This window comes from Polaribacter sp. Asnod6-C07, from assembly GCF_045063625.1.
Lineage (GTDB): Bacteria > Bacteroidota > Bacteroidia > Flavobacteriales > Flavobacteriaceae > Polaribacter > Polaribacter vadi_A.
Window position 1 is genome coordinate 778947 of record NZ_JBEFOF010000005.1, and the last position, 16665, is coordinate 795611.

General features: G+C 27.6%; 13 protein-coding genes. 3 read left to right on the forward strand and 10 right to left on the reverse strand.

What is annotated here, in order from left to right; all coding sequences use genetic code 11:
* Positions 1-278: 278 nt before the first annotated feature.
* The 10 genes from ACJJVK_RS03355 to rnpA form a co-directional block, all read right to left on the reverse strand.
* Positions 279-1376, reverse strand: coding sequence for a glycosyltransferase (locus tag ACJJVK_RS03355; protein WP_405563142.1), 1098 nt, complete (start codon positions 1374-1376; stop codon positions 279-281).
* 3 nt (positions 1377-1379) lie between these two features.
* Positions 1380-2612, reverse strand: coding sequence for a hypothetical protein (locus ACJJVK_RS03360; protein WP_405563145.1), 1233 nt, complete (start codon positions 2610-2612; stop codon positions 1380-1382).
* Between the two features lie 70 nt (positions 2613-2682).
* Complete coding sequence (locus ACJJVK_RS03365) at positions 2683-3699, reverse strand: NAD-dependent epimerase/dehydratase family protein (protein WP_405563147.1); 1017 nt, start codon at positions 3697-3699, stop codon at positions 2683-2685.
* Positions 3700-3756: 57 nt separating this feature from the next.
* Positions 3757-4302 carry a dTDP-4-dehydrorhamnose 3,5-epimerase gene (gene rfbC / locus ACJJVK_RS03370; RefSeq protein WP_405563150.1) on the reverse strand — a complete coding sequence of 182 codons (546 nt, stop codon included), beginning with the start codon at positions 4300-4302 and terminating at the stop codon, positions 3757-3759.
* Positions 4302-5156 (reverse strand): glucose-1-phosphate thymidylyltransferase RfbA, encoded by an 855-nt coding sequence (gene rfbA, locus ACJJVK_RS03375; RefSeq protein ID WP_405563152.1) that lies wholly within the window; start codon positions 5154-5156, stop codon positions 4302-4304. The genes rfbC and rfbA overlap by 1 nt, the downstream gene beginning before the upstream one ends.
* Complete coding sequence (rfbB, locus tag ACJJVK_RS03380; protein WP_405563154.1) at positions 5156-6163, reverse strand: dTDP-glucose 4,6-dehydratase; 1008 nt, start codon at positions 6161-6163, stop codon at positions 5156-5158. The genes rfbA and rfbB overlap by 1 nt, the downstream gene beginning before the upstream one ends.
* Before the next feature lie 3 nt (positions 6164-6166).
* Entirely contained in the window at positions 6167-7210 is a 1044-nt protein-coding gene (locus ACJJVK_RS03385; protein ID WP_405563156.1) for a hypothetical protein, read from the reverse strand.
* 37 nt (positions 7211-7247) lie between these two features.
* Entirely contained in the window at positions 7248-8927 is a 1680-nt protein-coding gene (locus ACJJVK_RS03390) for a DUF6909 family protein (protein ID WP_405563159.1), read from the reverse strand.
* A gap of 24 nt (positions 8928-8951) precedes the next feature.
* Positions 8952-10586, reverse strand: a complete 1635-nt coding sequence (locus tag ACJJVK_RS03395) for a S41 family peptidase (protein WP_405563162.1) — start codon at positions 10584-10586, stop codon at positions 8952-8954.
* Positions 10573-10965 (reverse strand): ribonuclease P protein component, encoded by a 393-nt coding sequence (rnpA, locus tag ACJJVK_RS03400; RefSeq protein WP_215993985.1) that lies wholly within the window; start codon positions 10963-10965, stop codon positions 10573-10575. Before rnpA ends, ACJJVK_RS03395 begins: the two co-directional genes overlap by 14 nt.
* Positions 10966-11151: 186 nt before the next feature.
* Here rnpA and ACJJVK_RS03405 point away from each other — a divergent pair, with 186 nt between their 5' ends.
* The 3 genes from ACJJVK_RS03405 (at position 11152) to ACJJVK_RS03415 (ending at position 16624) form a co-directional block, all read left to right on the forward strand.
* Complete coding sequence (locus ACJJVK_RS03405) at positions 11152-12330, forward strand: acyl-CoA dehydrogenase family protein (RefSeq protein WP_405563164.1); 1179 nt, start codon at positions 11152-11154, stop codon at positions 12328-12330.
* 37 nt (positions 12331-12367) lie between these two features.
* On the forward strand, positions 12368-13045 hold the full coding sequence (locus ACJJVK_RS03410) for a GDSL-type esterase/lipase family protein (protein WP_405563167.1): 678 nt from the start codon (positions 12368-12370) through the stop codon (positions 13043-13045).
* Between the two features lie 135 nt (positions 13046-13180).
* Positions 13181-16624 carry a hypothetical protein gene (locus ACJJVK_RS03415; protein ID WP_405563169.1) on the forward strand — a complete coding sequence of 1148 codons (3444 nt, stop codon included), beginning with the start codon at positions 13181-13183 and terminating at the stop codon, positions 16622-16624.
* Positions 16625-16665 lie beyond the last annotated feature (41 nt).

A 16665-nucleotide genomic window follows, 5' to 3' on the forward strand; every position in this document is an offset into this window, starting at 1 on the left:
TGAAATAAGTATAATTTATTACACAACTTCGTTTATTTTCAAACGAAAATATATGTTTTTGAACAAATAAATTGATAAAATTTGTAATTATTAAAAAATAAACTTACATAATTTCTTTTTTTCATCTAACAATTCCTAAAATAATATTCATCTCCAAAATATATATCTCCTCGCTATTTCTTATATTGATATTGAATAAAGGAAACCATTCTTTTAACTCTTTAAATACAAAATAGTGTATAATTTATGAAAAACAATAAAAGTATGATTAATATATTCTATAATAATATTTGACTGTATAGGTTTTCATGATTTTGAACCATTTGCTCTACAGTAAAATAAGTATTAAATACATCAATGGATTTATTACTAAACTGTTTAAGTTTTAATCTATTTTCATATAAACTTAAAATATGTTCTATTGCTTTTGACACATCTTTAATAGGATATAGTAATCCATTGATTTCATCAAGACAAACTTCATTATTACCAACTACGTCTGAGGCAACTATAGGTAAACCTATAGAAGCTGCTTCCACCAAGGCAAAAGGAAGCCCTTCCCACCTTGCAGTTGTTAAATATAAATCTGTCACAGAAAAAAATTCTGCTATTTCTTTATGATTCTTAAAGCCAACAAAATCTATATTATTTAAGTCTTCATCAACTGCTTTCTGTTCTAATATAGGTTTATCATCTCCATCACCAATCCATATAAAGTGAATATCTTTATAATCTCTTAATTCCTGTGCAATTTTATACATAAGAATCATATTTTTTTGAATATCAAACCTTGATAAGGTAGAAATAACAAATTTACCTTTATATCTATTTGATAATTCTTCTACTTCTTTTTTCTTTAAAGGATTAATTCCATTATATATTTGACATGATAATGTTTTTTTTAAAACACCTTTATCTATACATTGCTCCTGTTCTCCCTTAGAAACATTAATTACTTTATCAGTAAAAAGTGTCATAAACCTTTCATAGGCAAAGTAGAATTTTCTTTGAATATTACTATATTTATGTATATGAAACCCTCTATATGCATATAGTACTTTAAGTTTCCAATTAAAAAGTTTTATGAATCTGTATGAACCTGCTCCTTTACCATTTGCTTGAAAAACTTGTATTTTGTTTTTTTTCACAAATTTCACAAGGTTAATAAAATGCTTAAAAGAAAACTCTCTGTGAGGTAATATAAACAGCCCCTTTACTCTTTTATTATTACTCCAAATGTTATAATAAGGTTCATCTTTAGGACAAGCTAAATAAATATCAAAATCTTCTGACATATTATTAATCATTGTGTTTATATAATTTGGTGCACCTCCATAATCTGCACGAGAAGTAACATGAATAACTCTTTTCTTCATCTTTTATTTATTTTTTAAAAAAAAATAATAGTAACTAATACTATTGTAAAATACAAAAACTATTAAGGTTGATATTAAAATACCATAAATTCCGTAATTTAATTTTATTCCTAATAAGAAATTAAGCCCAATATTAAGAATAAGTCCTAAGATTACAATAATTATAAGTTTATTTATTTTTTGTTCTCGGTAATAAAATCTATAAAATAAATCCCACACCATATACAATGGAGTTATTAAAATACCTAAATACACAATGTTTTTAAAAAAAATCATTTTTTTTATGTTAAGGTAATTGAAAATAAAATCTTTAAATAATTCAAGACCTATTATTAAAATAATAACACCGATTATAAAAAAAGGGATAAGCTTTTTTAGTGTTTTTAGAAAAATTAATCTTATTTCTTTCATACTTTCTACTTTATTAATTTGAACAAAAAAATTTGTTCTAATATCAAGTGAGCGTCTAATCATTATAGGAGCATATAGACCATAAGTATAATAAGTAATCAAACCCTCTCCCATATAGGATAAAAAATAAATATCTGATAAATCAATAAAAAACACAATAGACAGAATTACAAAAACTTTAATCATAGACTCATTATGAATTTCATTATTAATTATGTCTACTGTTTTATGTTTTATGAATTTAAGTAAAGGTTTTAAAAATAAAAACAGAAACACTATTAACTCCGATAAAAAAACTGATAATGATATTGCTAAATAATCTATCTCAGAATTAAATAAATATAGCAATGCGATTAAAAGAATTATGTCCAATACAATAACTGAACAGTAATATATTAATACAACATTATTGTTATTCTTAAATCTATTAATCAATAAAAATAAGTTAGAATTGATATTAAATACTCCCCATAGACATAATAATATTAAATGAAAAATTAGTTCTTTATTTCTAGAAAAAAAAATAGCTATAATTATGACTATTGAAGCACTAATACAAGCGAATATATTTATCAGCTTAAGTATTTTCCTTAAATATGAGATGTTATTTTTAAACTTGTTAATTTTATTTGAGTAAGTAATTTCAAATAGAATATTTACTAGAACTACAGCACCTATAACAGTTTTTGAAAAATAAAAATTATCTAATGTTGAAGAAACGGAAAAAAAAAACAACAAAAACATTGTTTTAAACACTACCAAACCTTTGGTGATGATTTTGACAAATATTTCTTTTACTAAAAAATCTAGATTTTTAAAATTCAAACGTTATTCTTTAATTTGATAATTTTTTTTGCAAAAATTTAGTAAGAAAATAAATAGATTCTTAATATTTTTATTTGTAATAACTTTTGTACCATTTAACAAAATTATTAACCCCTTCATTTATAGAAACTGAACTCTTATAACCTAAACTATTTAAATATTCATTATCGGCCCAAGTTTGAGAAACATCACCTGCTTGCATTGGCAAATAATTTTTAATCGCTTCCTTATTTAAACTAGTTTCAATTGCTTCAATAAAATCTGTTAAAAACTCTGGTTTTCCATTTCCTACATTTGCAATATGATATGCTGGTTTGTTTTCAGTTTTTACAGGTGGGTGTTTTAAGGTAATTTCTATTCCTTTTATAATATCATCAATATAAGTAAAATCTCTTTTCATCTTACCTTCATTAAAAATCTTAATCGGTTTTTCTTCTAAGATAGCTTTTACAAATAAAAAAATTGCCATATCTGGACGTCCCCAAGGCCCATAAACTGTAAAAAAACGTAAACCTGTAGTTGGTATATTGTACAAATGACTATATGTATGAGCCATTAATTCATTACTTTTTTTTGTAGCTGCATAAAAACTAATAGGGTAATCTACCCTATCTTCTGTAGAAAAAGGCACTTTCTTGCTTTCTCCATAAACACTCGAACTACTTGCATACAATAAGTGTTTTATTTTATAGTGTCTACAGCATTCTAATAAATTAAAAAAACCTACAACATTACTTTGTAGATATGCTTCTGGGTTTACAATACTGTACCTAATACCTGCTTGAGCTGCTAAATTAATAACAACGTCAAATTTATGTTTTATAAAAAGTTTTTCTAAATTTTCTTTATCTTCAAGATTAGTTTTTACAAAAATATAATTTTCATATAATGAGCTTTTAACTTCTTTGTTCCATTCTACCTCATCTCTCTCTATTCCAGTTTCTTTTAATCTAGAAAATTTAAGATCCACATCATAATAATCATTAATATTATCAAGCCCTATTACATAGTTACCTTGTTTAATTAATTTTTTTGCTAAATGGAACCCTATGAAACCAGCTGATCCTGTAATTAATATTTTTAACATTCTATAATTTAAAACTTATAATTTATTTCGTAAAAACCTTTATTTATTAATCAATTATTAAATGATAAAATTTATAAATTCAATTAATGAAGAATCCTTTTCAGATAAAACTATTTCTTCTTCTTTTAATTGCCAATCTATATTTAAATCTTTATCATTATAAACAACCCCGTCTTCTGCTTCTTTATTATAATAGTTATCACATTTATAAGAAAATATAGTGTTATTTTCTAAAACGGAAAAACCATGTAAAAAACCTCTAGGCACAAACAATTGTTTTGCATTTTCTTCTGACAATACACAACTAAAAGATTCACCATAGCTTTTAGATTTTTCTCTAACATCAACAACTACATCTAGAACTTTACCTTTAACAACTCTTATTAATTTAGCTTGTGAAAACTCACCTTTTTGAATATGCAAACCTCTTATTACTCCTCTATTTGATGTAGATTGATTATCCTGTACAAAATCTATTTCTAAACCTGTTTTCTCTTTAAATTTTCTTTTATTAAAACTTTCAAGGAAAAGACCTCTGCTATCCTTAAAAACTTCTGGTTCTATTATATAACAATCTTTTAAACCTGTTTCTGTAACTTTCATTAAATTTCCATCAAATTTCTACCATAACCACTCTTTAATAAAGGTTTAACCAAAACTTCTAATTGTTCTTTATTTATAAACCCACTACTATAAGCAGCTGCTTCTATAGACCCTATTTTTAAACCTTGTCTTTCTTCTATTGCTTCTACAAAATTACTTGCTTGCATTAAAGATTTAAAAGTACCTGTATCTAACCAAGCAGTACCTCTATCTAATATTTTTACTGATAATTTACCTTCGTTTAAATATGCTTTATTTATATCTGTAATCTCTAACTCACCTCTTTTACTAGGGATTAAGTTTTGTGCTTTTTGAATCACTGAGTTATCATAAAAATAAATACCAGGTACAACAAAGTTCGATTTTGGTGCTAAAGGTTTTTCTTCTATTGAAATAGCTATCTGATGCTCATCAAACTCAATAACTCCATACCTTTCTGGATCATTTACATGATAAGCATACACAATTCCTCCATCTGGGTTTGTATTTTCTTTTAATGATTTAGATAAACCTGTTCCATAGAAAATATTATCACCTAAAATAAGCGCAACTTTATCATTACCTATAAATTCTTTACCTATTAAAAAAGCTTCTGCTAAACCATTTGGGTTTTCTTGTGTTTTATATTGAAAATTACAACCAATATTACTTCCATCCCCTAATAAATTTTCAAAAAGAGGTAAATCTTTTGGTGTAGAAATAATTAAAACATCTTTAATACCTGCTGATATTAAAGTTGATAGTGGATAATAAATCATAGGCTTATCATATACTGGCATTAATTGCTTACTTACTGCTAAAGTAAGAGGGTGCAATCTTGTGCCTGAACCACCTGCTAAAATTATCCCTTTCATTAATTATACTTTTTAATGTACCAGTTTATAGTTTTCTTTATGCCTTCGTCAAAATTTTCATCTGCTTGCCAGCCTAATTCTTTTTCAATTTTAGTAGCATCAATTGCATACCTGAAATCATGACCTAACCTATCTTTTACAAATGTAATCTGATTATTATAAGAGTTATTTTTAGGAATTATTTCATCTAAAACACTACAAATCTTGTTAGCAATGTACAAATTATTATATTCATTTTTACCACCAATATTGTAGGTTTCTCCTGCTTTTCCATTTTTAAAAACAAGTTCTATTCCTTTACAATGATCTATAACATATAACCAATCTCTAACATTTTTACCATCACCATAAATAGGAATATTTTCTCCTGAAAGTGCTTTTCTAATTATGGTTGGTATCAATTTTTCGTCATGCTGTTTAGGCCCATAATTATTGGAACAATTTGTTGTAACAACATTTAACCCATAAGTATGAAAATAACTACGAACTAAAAAATCTGATGATGCTTTTGAAGCACTGTATGGACTATTTGGAGCATAAGAGGTTTTTTCTGTAAAACAACCTGTTTCTCCTAAAGAACCATAAACTTCATCTGTTGAAATATGATGAAATCTAGCGTTAATAAAATCATTTTTATAATTGTTAGCTGAATCCATCCAATGATTTTTAGCTACATCTAATAAATTAAATGTTCCAAAAACATTTGTTTTAATAAAACTATCTGGATTATTTATAGAATTATCAACATGAGATTCTGCTGCAAAATGAATAACACTTGTAAAATGGTATTGCTTAAATAAACTTTCTACCAATTTTCTATCACAAATATCTCCTCTTACAAAAGTATAGTTAGAATTACCTTCAACTTCTTTTAAATTCTCTAAATTTCCTGCATACGTTAATAAATCTAAGTTAACTACACTTAAATCTTTCTGTTTTTCTAAAATAAATGGAATAAAATTAGAGCCAATAAAACCTGCTCCTCCAGTTATTAAAACTGTATGCATTATTTATTTTTTATAGTTTTCTAAATATTTATTTACTTTAAGTAAAAGCAAAAATACTATCATAAAACCAGCTGCTAAAACACCTAAAAGAAATGCGTAGTTTTTAGTAACTCCTTTTATTTCATAACCCACTGGCTGAAAATTAGAAATAACATTTATTACTTCATATTTATTAGATTTATCTTTTGCTATATTTCTTAAATCTGAATTTATTTTCCTACTAGTGTCAAATAACTCTAATTCTTTAGAACTTTTCTTTTGCCCTCCTAAATCTATGTTTGTACCAGTAGTTTGTTTTTTTGCTTCTTGGATCATTACATCCATATAAACTCTTCTTAAAGAATCTATTTGCACTAAATTAAGTCGATATAAAGAGTCAGTTCTATTTAAGTCTTGGTTCTGTAATTCTTTTAGTCTGTTAAAATATTTATTGTTAACAACTGAAGAAATAATTACATCATCTAACTTATTAAAAACATTATTTTTAGTAGCAACTACTGATATTTTATGTACTTTATAATTGTAATCTGTAAACGAATTTTTAAAGTCTTCGTACTCATAACTCTTAATAGTTAACGTATCTACTGATAAAATTAAATCGTTATATGCATTAATTTTATCTGTATCTACTATTAAAGGTTCTATAGAAAATTTCTTTAAGGAAGAGGCATCTTCCATATTTAAATCGAAAACTTTACCTAAAGTTATAGTGTCTTTCTGTTTTACTAAATCATTATAAAAATTAACATTATTATATAGCTGTAAAGCACTATTAAAGTTAGGTTCTACCAATAATTCAGAACCATATTTTTTTTCACTTTTTACTTCTAAAAACACACCTGCTATTATACCAATTATCCCAGCAATTCCAATTTTTATGAAATTGTCTTTAAGAAAAATTAAAATTGATATGAATATGTGAAATATCCCTTTAAGAATATTACCAATAAAGTTGAAAAGTCGAGAAAAACCTTTACCTATAATTACAAATAAAGAACCTAAATCTATTTCTTCTTCGTTTTTATTTTTTTGTGTATTTGTTGACATTTTTTTTAGTTTGGTTGTAAAATCTGTCTATTTTATATTAAAAAATTTGTTCTAATATTTTTTGCGTAATTGCATAAGTTGGTGTAACACCTGTCATACCTAAACCTCCAGAAGCTAAGGTAGCTCCAGTTTCTAATGGATTATCTGATGCATAATATGCATACCTAACTTTTACATCTTCTGAAATATTACCTCTAATTTTTGATGCAGATTGTATGGCTTTTTGGTAATGTGCACCTTCCATTTCTAAACCAATTACATTCCATGTAGAATCATGGAAAAACTTTAAAAGATCTTTATTTTGGAGTGATGTTCCTAGAACAGAAATCATTGTACCATCAAAAACTTGTACTCCAAAGTCTTTTAAATCTTCTTTGGTTAACTCATTTTTAAACGGATAATTATCTGCTGTACCTTCAAAAATATGAGCAGAAGGTATCATAACATCTCCTTTACCTCCTTCTAAAATACCTGCTTTACCCATAATTGAAACAGACTCTACATCTAAATGAATCTTCTCTTTATCAGAGTTATATGGCTTCAGTAACTCATCCATAGTTTCATAGGCTTGCTCTCCAAAAGCGTAATCCATAACAATAATTACCGGGTTTTTATCCAAAGAGTTTTCTCTTTGAAACGAAGAAACATCAAAGTTTATTTTATTAGTATCAATTATTTGTACATTTATATTTGTACCAGAGGTGTCTTTTACGTAAATCAGTCCATTTTCTGATGCATAATCTTTTACTCTTTTCTGCAAAGGCTTACTATCTGCATTACTCAATAACTGAAAAAGCTCAAATCCTTTATGGGTTGCTGCTTCATCTGGCAATGCCCCTTTTGCATAAATCGAATTTAAAACACTGTGCATATTAGCACTAATAATGTGTATTGGTCTTTTAAGAAGATTGTATTCTTTTAAAATGTGTTTTATATCATTTGCCCAAATTTCACCATAAATGTGATGCCCTATTTCTTCTATTAAAAGTGAGCTAAAAGTTACAGTTCGTTTTTCTCCTTCGTAAACTTCTTTAATAGCGAGTTTACCCAACCAATAAATAATATCAAAAAATTTATATGGTCTTTTTTCTGTAGAAAAAACTTTAAATATTTCAGAAACCTCATCAAAAGTTCTTCCTAAAATATTACCTAAATGAACTATTAAAACTTCTTTTTCTTTTTCTGATATTTTCTTTTGATGTAAAACAACATCTTCTAAATGAAGCCACTCTCTTGTAAAATTTTCGCCTTCGTCTAAAGAAACACGTTCTTGAATTTTATGAGATTCTATAAACAAAAAAGTAAGATGCGTAAGAATATCGTATATTTCAGATCTACCTCTGGTAATCTCAATATTCATTTGATCTTTGTCTATTCTATAACAGTTTCTTCTCCTTTTTGGGGGTATAATAGCCTCAAAATGAGAATTTTTATAGCCTTCATCTGCAGTTAAATTTATAAACTGGCATTGTTCTATACCTTCAGGCAATCTTTCTATCACATAAACTAAACCATCTAACTCTATTTTTTCTTCTGCAATAGAACCATAAATCTCTGGTCTTAATAAAAGTAAAGATTTACGTAAAGTTTCTCCTGACACTCCCATTGGTTTATAAAATCCTCTACTAAACAAATGACGCATAGAAATGTAAAGTTTTTCTATTGCATTTGTAGATTCTTGAGCCCTGGTTCTTTCTATGTTTTTTGTATCTAGCATTTTATTTGTGGAGCAAATATATAATTAATTAATAGATAAAATTTGATTAAATTTATCTTGATTTTTTAGTAAGCTTATAGCTTCAGATATAACAATATCTTGCTTTAAACTATGTTTATAAACACCTTCTTTATAATAATATCTTTTTAAAATCTCTTTCTCTACCAACGAACTTACAATGTCTTGATTTTTAGAAACTTCATTAATTTTATCTTCTAAAAGAATGTTTTTAATTTTATTGTATTCTTTAGAAATATTATTTTTTTCAGATGATAAAAACGCCTTTTTGAACAACCTTTCTTGCTCAATAACAAAAGTTGTATCCTTTTTTAAATACTCTGAAAATAATTTAAAATCTGCATTCTTAAATTCGTAATTTTCAGCATCTGCAATGCTTGTATTTTTATAAAAATAATCGGTAGCAAAGTTAAAAATGGCCTTAGAATTTAATAAACTTTCTGTTGCTTTTGTTCTTTTAGTTTCTTTAATTTCTACATCAGGCATTACTCCTCCTCCATCAAAAACTGTACGCCCATTCTGAGTTTTAAATTCGTTAATTCCTGAATCAGAAAATTTTGGAACCTTACCAGTTTTATTATCTCTATTTGTATAATCTAATTCTTGAATGCACCTACCACTTGGTGTGTAATATTTTGATATTGTAACCTTTAATTGTGTACCATATGTCAATTCTTTTTGACGCTGAACTAAACCTTTACCAAAAGAACGTTGCCCCATTATTACAGCTCTATCATAATCTTGCAAAGAACCACTAACAATTTCTGATGCTGATGCAGAACTACCATTTACTAAAACCACAATTGGTATTTCTAAATCTAATGGTTCATTTGTGCCTTTATAAGTCTGACTCAGTTTTTTGGTTTTTGCTTTGGTAGTTACAATGGTTTTACCTTTTTCAATAAAAAAGTTTGAAATATTTATAGCCTCTAGTAATGAACCTCCAGGATTTGATCTAAGATCAAAAACTAACTTTTTCATTCCTTGTTTTTTTAAATCTATAAATGCTTTTTTTACTTCGGATGAAGCTTTGTTATTAAAACGTGTTAAGGTAATATACCCTGTTTCGTCATCAATCATATTAAAAAAAGGAACAGGATTAATTTCTACTTTTTCTCTTTTTAATTCCTTTTTAATAATTTTTCCTTGACGATTAATTTCTAAAGATAATTGAGTGTTTGGAGTTCCTTTTAAAAACATAGAGAGTTGATCTATTTCCATATTTAATAAAGATTCTCCATTTACAGAAACAATCATATCTCCAACTTTTAAAGATGCTTTATCAGCAGAAAAACCTTTATAAATTTCTTTTAACTGAATCCCTTTTTTAGTATAGTAAACAGAAACTCCTATACCTGCATACTCACCTTCTCTTCTTATTCTAGCATCTTCTACATCTTGCTCATTATAAAAATTGGTGTAAGGATCTAAATCTTGTAGTGTATTTTTAATAACTTTATCTGTTAAATCTGCAGGATTAATTTCATCAACATAATACATGTTTAATTCTTTAAACAAAGAATTGTAAATTTCTATCTGTTTAGCTACTTCAAAAAAATTAGATTTAAATGAAAATGATAAAAAAACCGTTGCTACTAATAGAATTAGTATTGTATATCTTTTAATTTTAAAGTTTTTCATTTGCTTTATTTTTCGTTTTTTCTATAAATAAATTTAATAATTTATTCATTTTAGAAAAAAGTTCTTCATAAGGTTTTTCTTCTTTACCAATATACGAAATCATAAAAACGTAGGGTTCTTCTAAATTATTGTAAATAATTTCTTTTTGTAAACGATACGTTTCTCTCATTAATCTTTTTAATCGATTTCTGTGAGGTGCTCTTTTAAAGTTTCTTTTTGCAACCGAAACTCCAACTTGTGCAGGAAAATCTGACGTATGTACTGTTTGAAGATAAACCATTCTTAATGGAAATGCTTTTACAGAATTACCTTCTTTATATAGCTTTTCTATTAACTTTCTACTTTTTAGTCTTTCTTGTTTTCCTAGAGTAAACTTCATTACTACAAACTTAATTGAAAAGGATAACTTTTTATGCCTTTACTACAAAGAAAATCAAAAATTCAGTATTTTTATAAAAGTAAATTAACAATTATTTTCTGAACATTTATCAATAAAATTAAACAATTATCAATATTTTTGTTAAAATTTATACGTTTTGCAATTTTCTAATATCAAACAATAAAGATGAAACCAGATTTATTCCAAGCTCCAGATTATTATAATTTAGATGATTTATTAACTGATGAACACAAATTGGTTAGAGAAACTGCTAGAAGCTGGGTAAAACGTGATGTATCTCCAATTATTGAAGAATATGCCCAAAAAGCAGAATTCCCAACTCAAATTATAAATGGTTTAGCAGAAATTGGTGCTTTTGGACCTTATATACCAGAAGAATATGGTGGAGCTGGCTTAGACCAAATTTCTTATGGCTTAATTATGCAAGAAATAGAACGTGGAGATTCTGGAGTTCGATCTACAGCTTCTGTACAATCTTCTTTAGTAATGTATCCTATTTATAAATACGGATCAGAAGAACAGCGAAAAAAATATTTACCAAAATTGGCTTCTGGAGAATGGATGGGCTGTTTTGGATTAACAGAACCTAACCACGGATCAAACCCTGCAGGAATGGAAACTAAATTTAAAGATATGGGAGATCATTATCTTTTAAATGGAGCAAAAATGTGGATTTCTAATGCGCCTTTTGCTCAAATTGCTGTGGTTTGGGCAAAAAACGAAGAAGGTAGAATTCATGGTTTAATTGTAGAACGTGGTATGGAAGGTTTTTCTACTCCAGAAACTCACAACAAATGGTCTTTGCGTGCTTCATCTACAGGTGAATTAATTTTTGATGATGTAAAAGTGCCTAAAGAAAATTTATTACCTAACAAATCTGGCTTAGGTGCACCTTTAGGTTGTTTAGATTCTGCAAGATTTGGTATTGCTTGGGGCGCAATTGGTGCTGCTATGGATTGTTATGACACTGCTTTACGTTACTGTAAAGAACGTTTACAATTTGGCAAACCTATTGGTCAGTTTCAATTACAACAAAAAAAGTTGGCAGAAATGATTACTGAAATTACCAAAGCACAGTTATTAGTTTGGAGGTTAGGTGTTCTTAGAAACGAAGGCAAAGCATCATCTGCTCAAATTTCTATGGCAAAACGAAATAATGTAGAAATGGCTATAAATATTGCAAGAGAAGCAAGACAAATGTTAGGTGGAATGGGTATTTCTGGTGAATACTCTATTATGCGACATTCAATGAATTTAGAAAGTGTAATTACTTACGAAGGTACACATGATATTCATTTATTAATAACAGGTTTAGATATAACAGGTTTAAATGCATTTAAATAAAATCTTTAAAAAATCATATTTTACTATAATTTTATTTTTGATTATCTGTTGTGCAAACAACAATGATATTGAAATTATTGATGAAGAAGTTTTTGAAGATACAAATGCTGATGTTCTAAAAATTTTATCTTTAGGTGATAGTTATACCATTGGCCAAAGTGTTTGTGAAAACTGTAAATTCCCATCTCAATTAGTAGATTCTCTAAAAAAGAGAAATAATCTATTAGAAATAGAATTAAACGTAATTGCTACTACTGGTTGGACAACGAGTAACCTTATTAATGCAATTAATAATCAAGATTTAGATGATAATTATAATTTTGCAACTTTATTAATTGGTGTAAACAATCAATATCAAAACATTCCATTTTCTGTTTATGAGAAAGAATTTCCAGATTTAATTCAAATAGCAACAACTGCTGTTGGTGGTAATAAAGAAAAATTAGTAGTCTTATCTATACCAGATTACGCTTTCACTCCTTTTGGAAATGCCAACACAACAATATCCGAAGAAATAAAAAAATACAACGATTTTGCAAAAACTTATTGCGAAAATAAAAACATTACTTTTCTAAATATTACAGATATAACTCAAGAAGGTTTAACTAACACAAGTTATGTTGCCAATGATGGTTTACATCCTTCTGAAGAAGCATATTCTCTATTCATAGAAAGGTTATTACCTATTGCAATTCAAAAATTAAACTTGCAATAATTATCTAAATTTATTTTAAATTTTCTACAACGTATTCGCTAATTTTTTGGTTATATGACATTTGACAGCTTTTTTACGTAAATGATAGGCTAGTTTTGCTAAAGAAATTATTCTAATCATTTAAAGTGAAACACCATGCAAGAAACTAGAAAAGACGTTGTGCAGTTTATTAACTTACAGTTAGCTTCATTAGGTCAGCCTACTTTTAAAGACAAAAAAGGGGAATTTATAGATCCAAAATTTGAAGAATTAACTAGTGGCCTAGTAAAAAGTTTACAAGAAAAATCGAGATTATTATCAAATCATCATTCTCCTGTAGATACTAGGATTCAAAGTTTTATAGATGATTATTTAAAAGAAATTAAAATAGATAAACCAATTATTGTACCTAATAACACTTTAATTTTATCTAAAAAAGGACAAGCAAGAGAGGTTAGTTTACCTGTAGATGGAGATTCTTTTAAAAGCGATTTAGTAACATCAAGCAGAATAAAACAAGGTATTTTAAATAATCCTTTACATGATAAAAGAACTACAAAAGGTACTTTTCATATTGTAGAAGGAGATTTACCTGTGCCATTAGATAAATTTGAAGTACCAAAAATTGTATTTGCCCACTTTTTAAATGCTGCCTTTAATCCTTCTGACGATTTAAAAATATTACCATTTACTGCAGATCAAGACAATAAAGCAAGGGTAATGGCTTCTATGTTATTAAGACCAATTGTATGCCCAGAGGTTAAAGGTGTAATTCCAGAAAAATCTTTAGAAGTTCGCTTTTTTGTGCCTGGTAATTTAGTAAGTAATTTAGATTTTGTTGAATCTATTTTTGGTAATGCTGGCGATCCTAATTTAGCTCAAAATGATGCTGCTTTAGACACAGAACATTGGACAGGACATACAGGTTGTATTGTTTTAGCTCCACAATTATTAAAACTTAAAAAGAAAGAAGTTGGTTTACCTCATTTTGATGATGCCACAGAACGTCAGAAAAAAGATGGTATGTGTTGGAAAGATGAAAACGAACTTTATAATGAAGGTGGTGCCTTTAAAATAACATGTAGAGATGAAAGAGGAGTTGTTGTTACTTTAATTGCCGATAATTATTATGGGTATTCTAAAAAAGAAATAAAAACACAAATTAGTTATTCTGCCAATTTATATGGTTTATTAGAAGAAGAACATGCAGGTGGTGCAATTGCTTTTGCAAGAAGAGTTATGGGTGATACTTTAGATGGTAGAGACTATTCTGAGTTTCATAATTTTGAACATACTTTTGAGGATGTAAAACGACTTTTAGGAGATACAATTGATGTACAACCAGAGAATTATGCAATCGATAAAAAATACCCAAACATTATCTATATTCCTGAGTTTGCTTATGTAAACATCAACAAAAACAATATAACTTGGATGCATAATAGCAGAAAGCAAAAACTAACGCTTTCTCCTTACAAAACTTATGTACACCCAACAGGAAACAAATTTAAACTAGAAAAACATAAAGCTGTAAATTCTTGGAGAATTATAGATACGTTTGCAGAAGGTGTATTTTGCCATAAACCATGTACAGTTTCTGGTGGTGGAAAATCTGAAATTTCTAAATCGATGCAAAATGCAATTACATATAGTAATTTTAACATTATAGATATAGAAGAAGATTTTAAAAAAGCAGATGAAATTATTGAGTTTGTATATTCTAACCGTTGGAAAATTAAAGACCCAAATAGACCAATATCTAGATCTTTTTTAAGTGAAAAAAGAAGTTTAAGTTCTGCTGTGAAATTATTAATACCTTCAGAACATAACTCAGATGAGTTTAATGAATTCTTAAAAAACATTCCTGTTCATATTCGTTCTTTAGTGCTTTTTGTAAAAAGATTGTACAGACAAGCTCATGGATATTTAAACTGGAAAGAATATATGTCTGTAGAGATTATCAACGGAAAAAAAGGTACTGGTTTATTACACAATAACACACCTGTTGTGGGTAGTTATGTTAGAATTGGTTTTAATGAACAAGGAAATTGGATGTTAAATAAATTACGTTCAGATTTTTCTCCTTGCGAAAAAATTCAAACAGAAGATGATATTACTGCTTCTATTACTTTACCTAGAGAATCTTTAAAAAATCTAAATCCTGAGTTTACAAACAAAAGTTTAAAAATAGTGGCTAATTGTGAGGCTCATTTATTTCAAAGACCAGATGAGGCTGTTGTTAGAGGTTATGATAAAGGTGCTGAGTTAGATTTGGTAACAGAAGGTCGTTTTTTAACCAATTACGAATTATTAAAAAAAGCAGATGCTATTGTGTTGTATGAAGATACCATCAACTTTGATAAATACACAAAACCTGTACAAGATTTTATAGAAAGTATTGCTAAAAGCGATAAAGAAGAAGAATATTTTGCTGTTCCTTCTCATACTAGATTAGTTAATGGAGAACCTACCAAAAACCCTCGTTATTTAGAGCCTAATAAATTTATAGAAGAAACAGAAGCGAGTTATTTAGCAGATATTGGTATTCGATTAGTAAGAAAAATAGAAAAAAATGAGCCTTTAAATCACGTTGTAAATGCTGTTTTACCTGGTAGAAGAAATAACCCAGTAGACAAAGCAAATGGTATTAGACCATTAGCGGTTTACAACCCAATTCATTACCAAGAAACACCTGAATTATTTATGGACTTTATTTGTAGTTTAACAGGTAAATCGCCTTCTACTACAGGTGCAGGTTCTGAAGGGGCTTTAACAAAAGCACCTTTTAATATGCTAACACCAACAACAGATTTAAACAACGCTTTATTATCGCATATTTTAACAGAATCTAATGGTTTTAGTACTGCTGCTGGTTATGTAGGTGCAGAAAATAAAATAGACCATGATATAAGCTTATTAATTCCTGAAATTTGGGCAAGATTAGAACCCGTTGATAGAAGCCCAAATAACCTAATTGCAAACGGATCTTTAGAAAAATTAGAAGATTTTGAATATGAAGGAGAACAAATTTTAGCAAGTAGATTAGGTTATAGAATTACTAAAAAATTCTCTTACAGATGCTTAAACCGTATTTTTGATGAACCAACTGCTGTTTTTAGTGAGCGAATGTTAAAACCAGAGTTACAAGGTTTAGAAGATTATGTAGATGGTATTAAGAATATTTGTGAAGCTCAACAAAAAGTAGCTTTAAATTATTTTGAAGATGGTAGTGTTGTAGATGCAATACCTCCTTTACAAATTTTACTACACATAATGGCTTATGGCAATTATGAAGGTAAAGAAATCAGCGACCCTGAATTACGTAAATATTTTGATAGAGATTATGTAATTAATAGTGATTGGTATAAAGAACGATTAAAATTAAAACAAGAAAAAGATATTGTTTTTTACAAAAATCAAATCGACTATTTAGAGGCTTTTATATCTAATTTAGGTAATAAAGATTTAGTAGCAGAAATGAGTATTCATAAACGATTAGAAAAAGTACAAGAGCTACATAAACAATCTAAATCTAAGTTTTATTTAGAGAGTTTAAAAGGTACAATTGGGGCAGATCCTTTGTGCAAAAAGAAAAAGTAATTTAATTTTCTCCTACAAGGTTCATTCAAAAACCTTGTAGG

What these genes read in the sequence shown, in the direction of transcription:
- ACJJVK_RS03355 (WP_405563142.1), bottom strand. Translation starts at nt 1,376, where the DNA reads ATGAAGAAAAGAGTTATTCATGTTACTTCTCGTGCAGATTATGGAGGT.
- ACJJVK_RS03365 (WP_405563147.1), bottom strand. Translation starts at nt 3,699, where the DNA reads ATGTTAAAAATATTAATTACAGGATCAGCTGGTTTCATAGGGTTCCAT.
- rfbC (WP_405563150.1), bottom strand. Translation starts at nt 4,302, where the DNA reads ATGAAAGTTACAGAAACAGGTTTAAAAGATTGTTATATAATAGAACCA.
- rfbA (WP_405563152.1), bottom strand. Translation starts at nt 5,156, where the DNA reads ATGAAAGGGATAATTTTAGCAGGTGGTTCAGGCACAAGATTGCACCCT.
- rfbB (WP_405563154.1), bottom strand. Translation starts at nt 6,163, where the DNA reads ATGCATACAGTTTTAATAACTGGAGGAGCAGGTTTTATTGGCTCTAAT.
- ACJJVK_RS03385 (WP_405563156.1), bottom strand. Translation starts at nt 7,210, where the DNA reads ATGTCAACAAATACACAAAAAAATAAAAACGAAGAAGAAATAGATTTA.
- ACJJVK_RS03390 (WP_405563159.1), bottom strand. Translation starts at nt 8,927, where the DNA reads ATGCTAGATACAAAAAACATAGAAAGAACCAGGGCTCAAGAATCTACA.
- ACJJVK_RS03395 (WP_405563162.1), bottom strand. Translation starts at nt 10,586, where the DNA reads ATGAAAAACTTTAAAATTAAAAGATATACAATACTAATTCTATTAGTA.
- rnpA (WP_215993985.1), bottom strand. Translation starts at nt 10,965, where the DNA reads ATGAAGTTTACTCTAGGAAAACAAGAAAGACTAAAAAGTAGAAAGTTA.
- ACJJVK_RS03405 (WP_405563164.1), top strand. Translation starts at nt 11,152, where the DNA reads ATGAAACCAGATTTATTCCAAGCTCCAGATTATTATAATTTAGATGAT.
- ACJJVK_RS03415 (WP_405563169.1), top strand. Translation starts at nt 13,181, where the DNA reads ATGCAAGAAACTAGAAAAGACGTTGTGCAGTTTATTAACTTACAGTTA.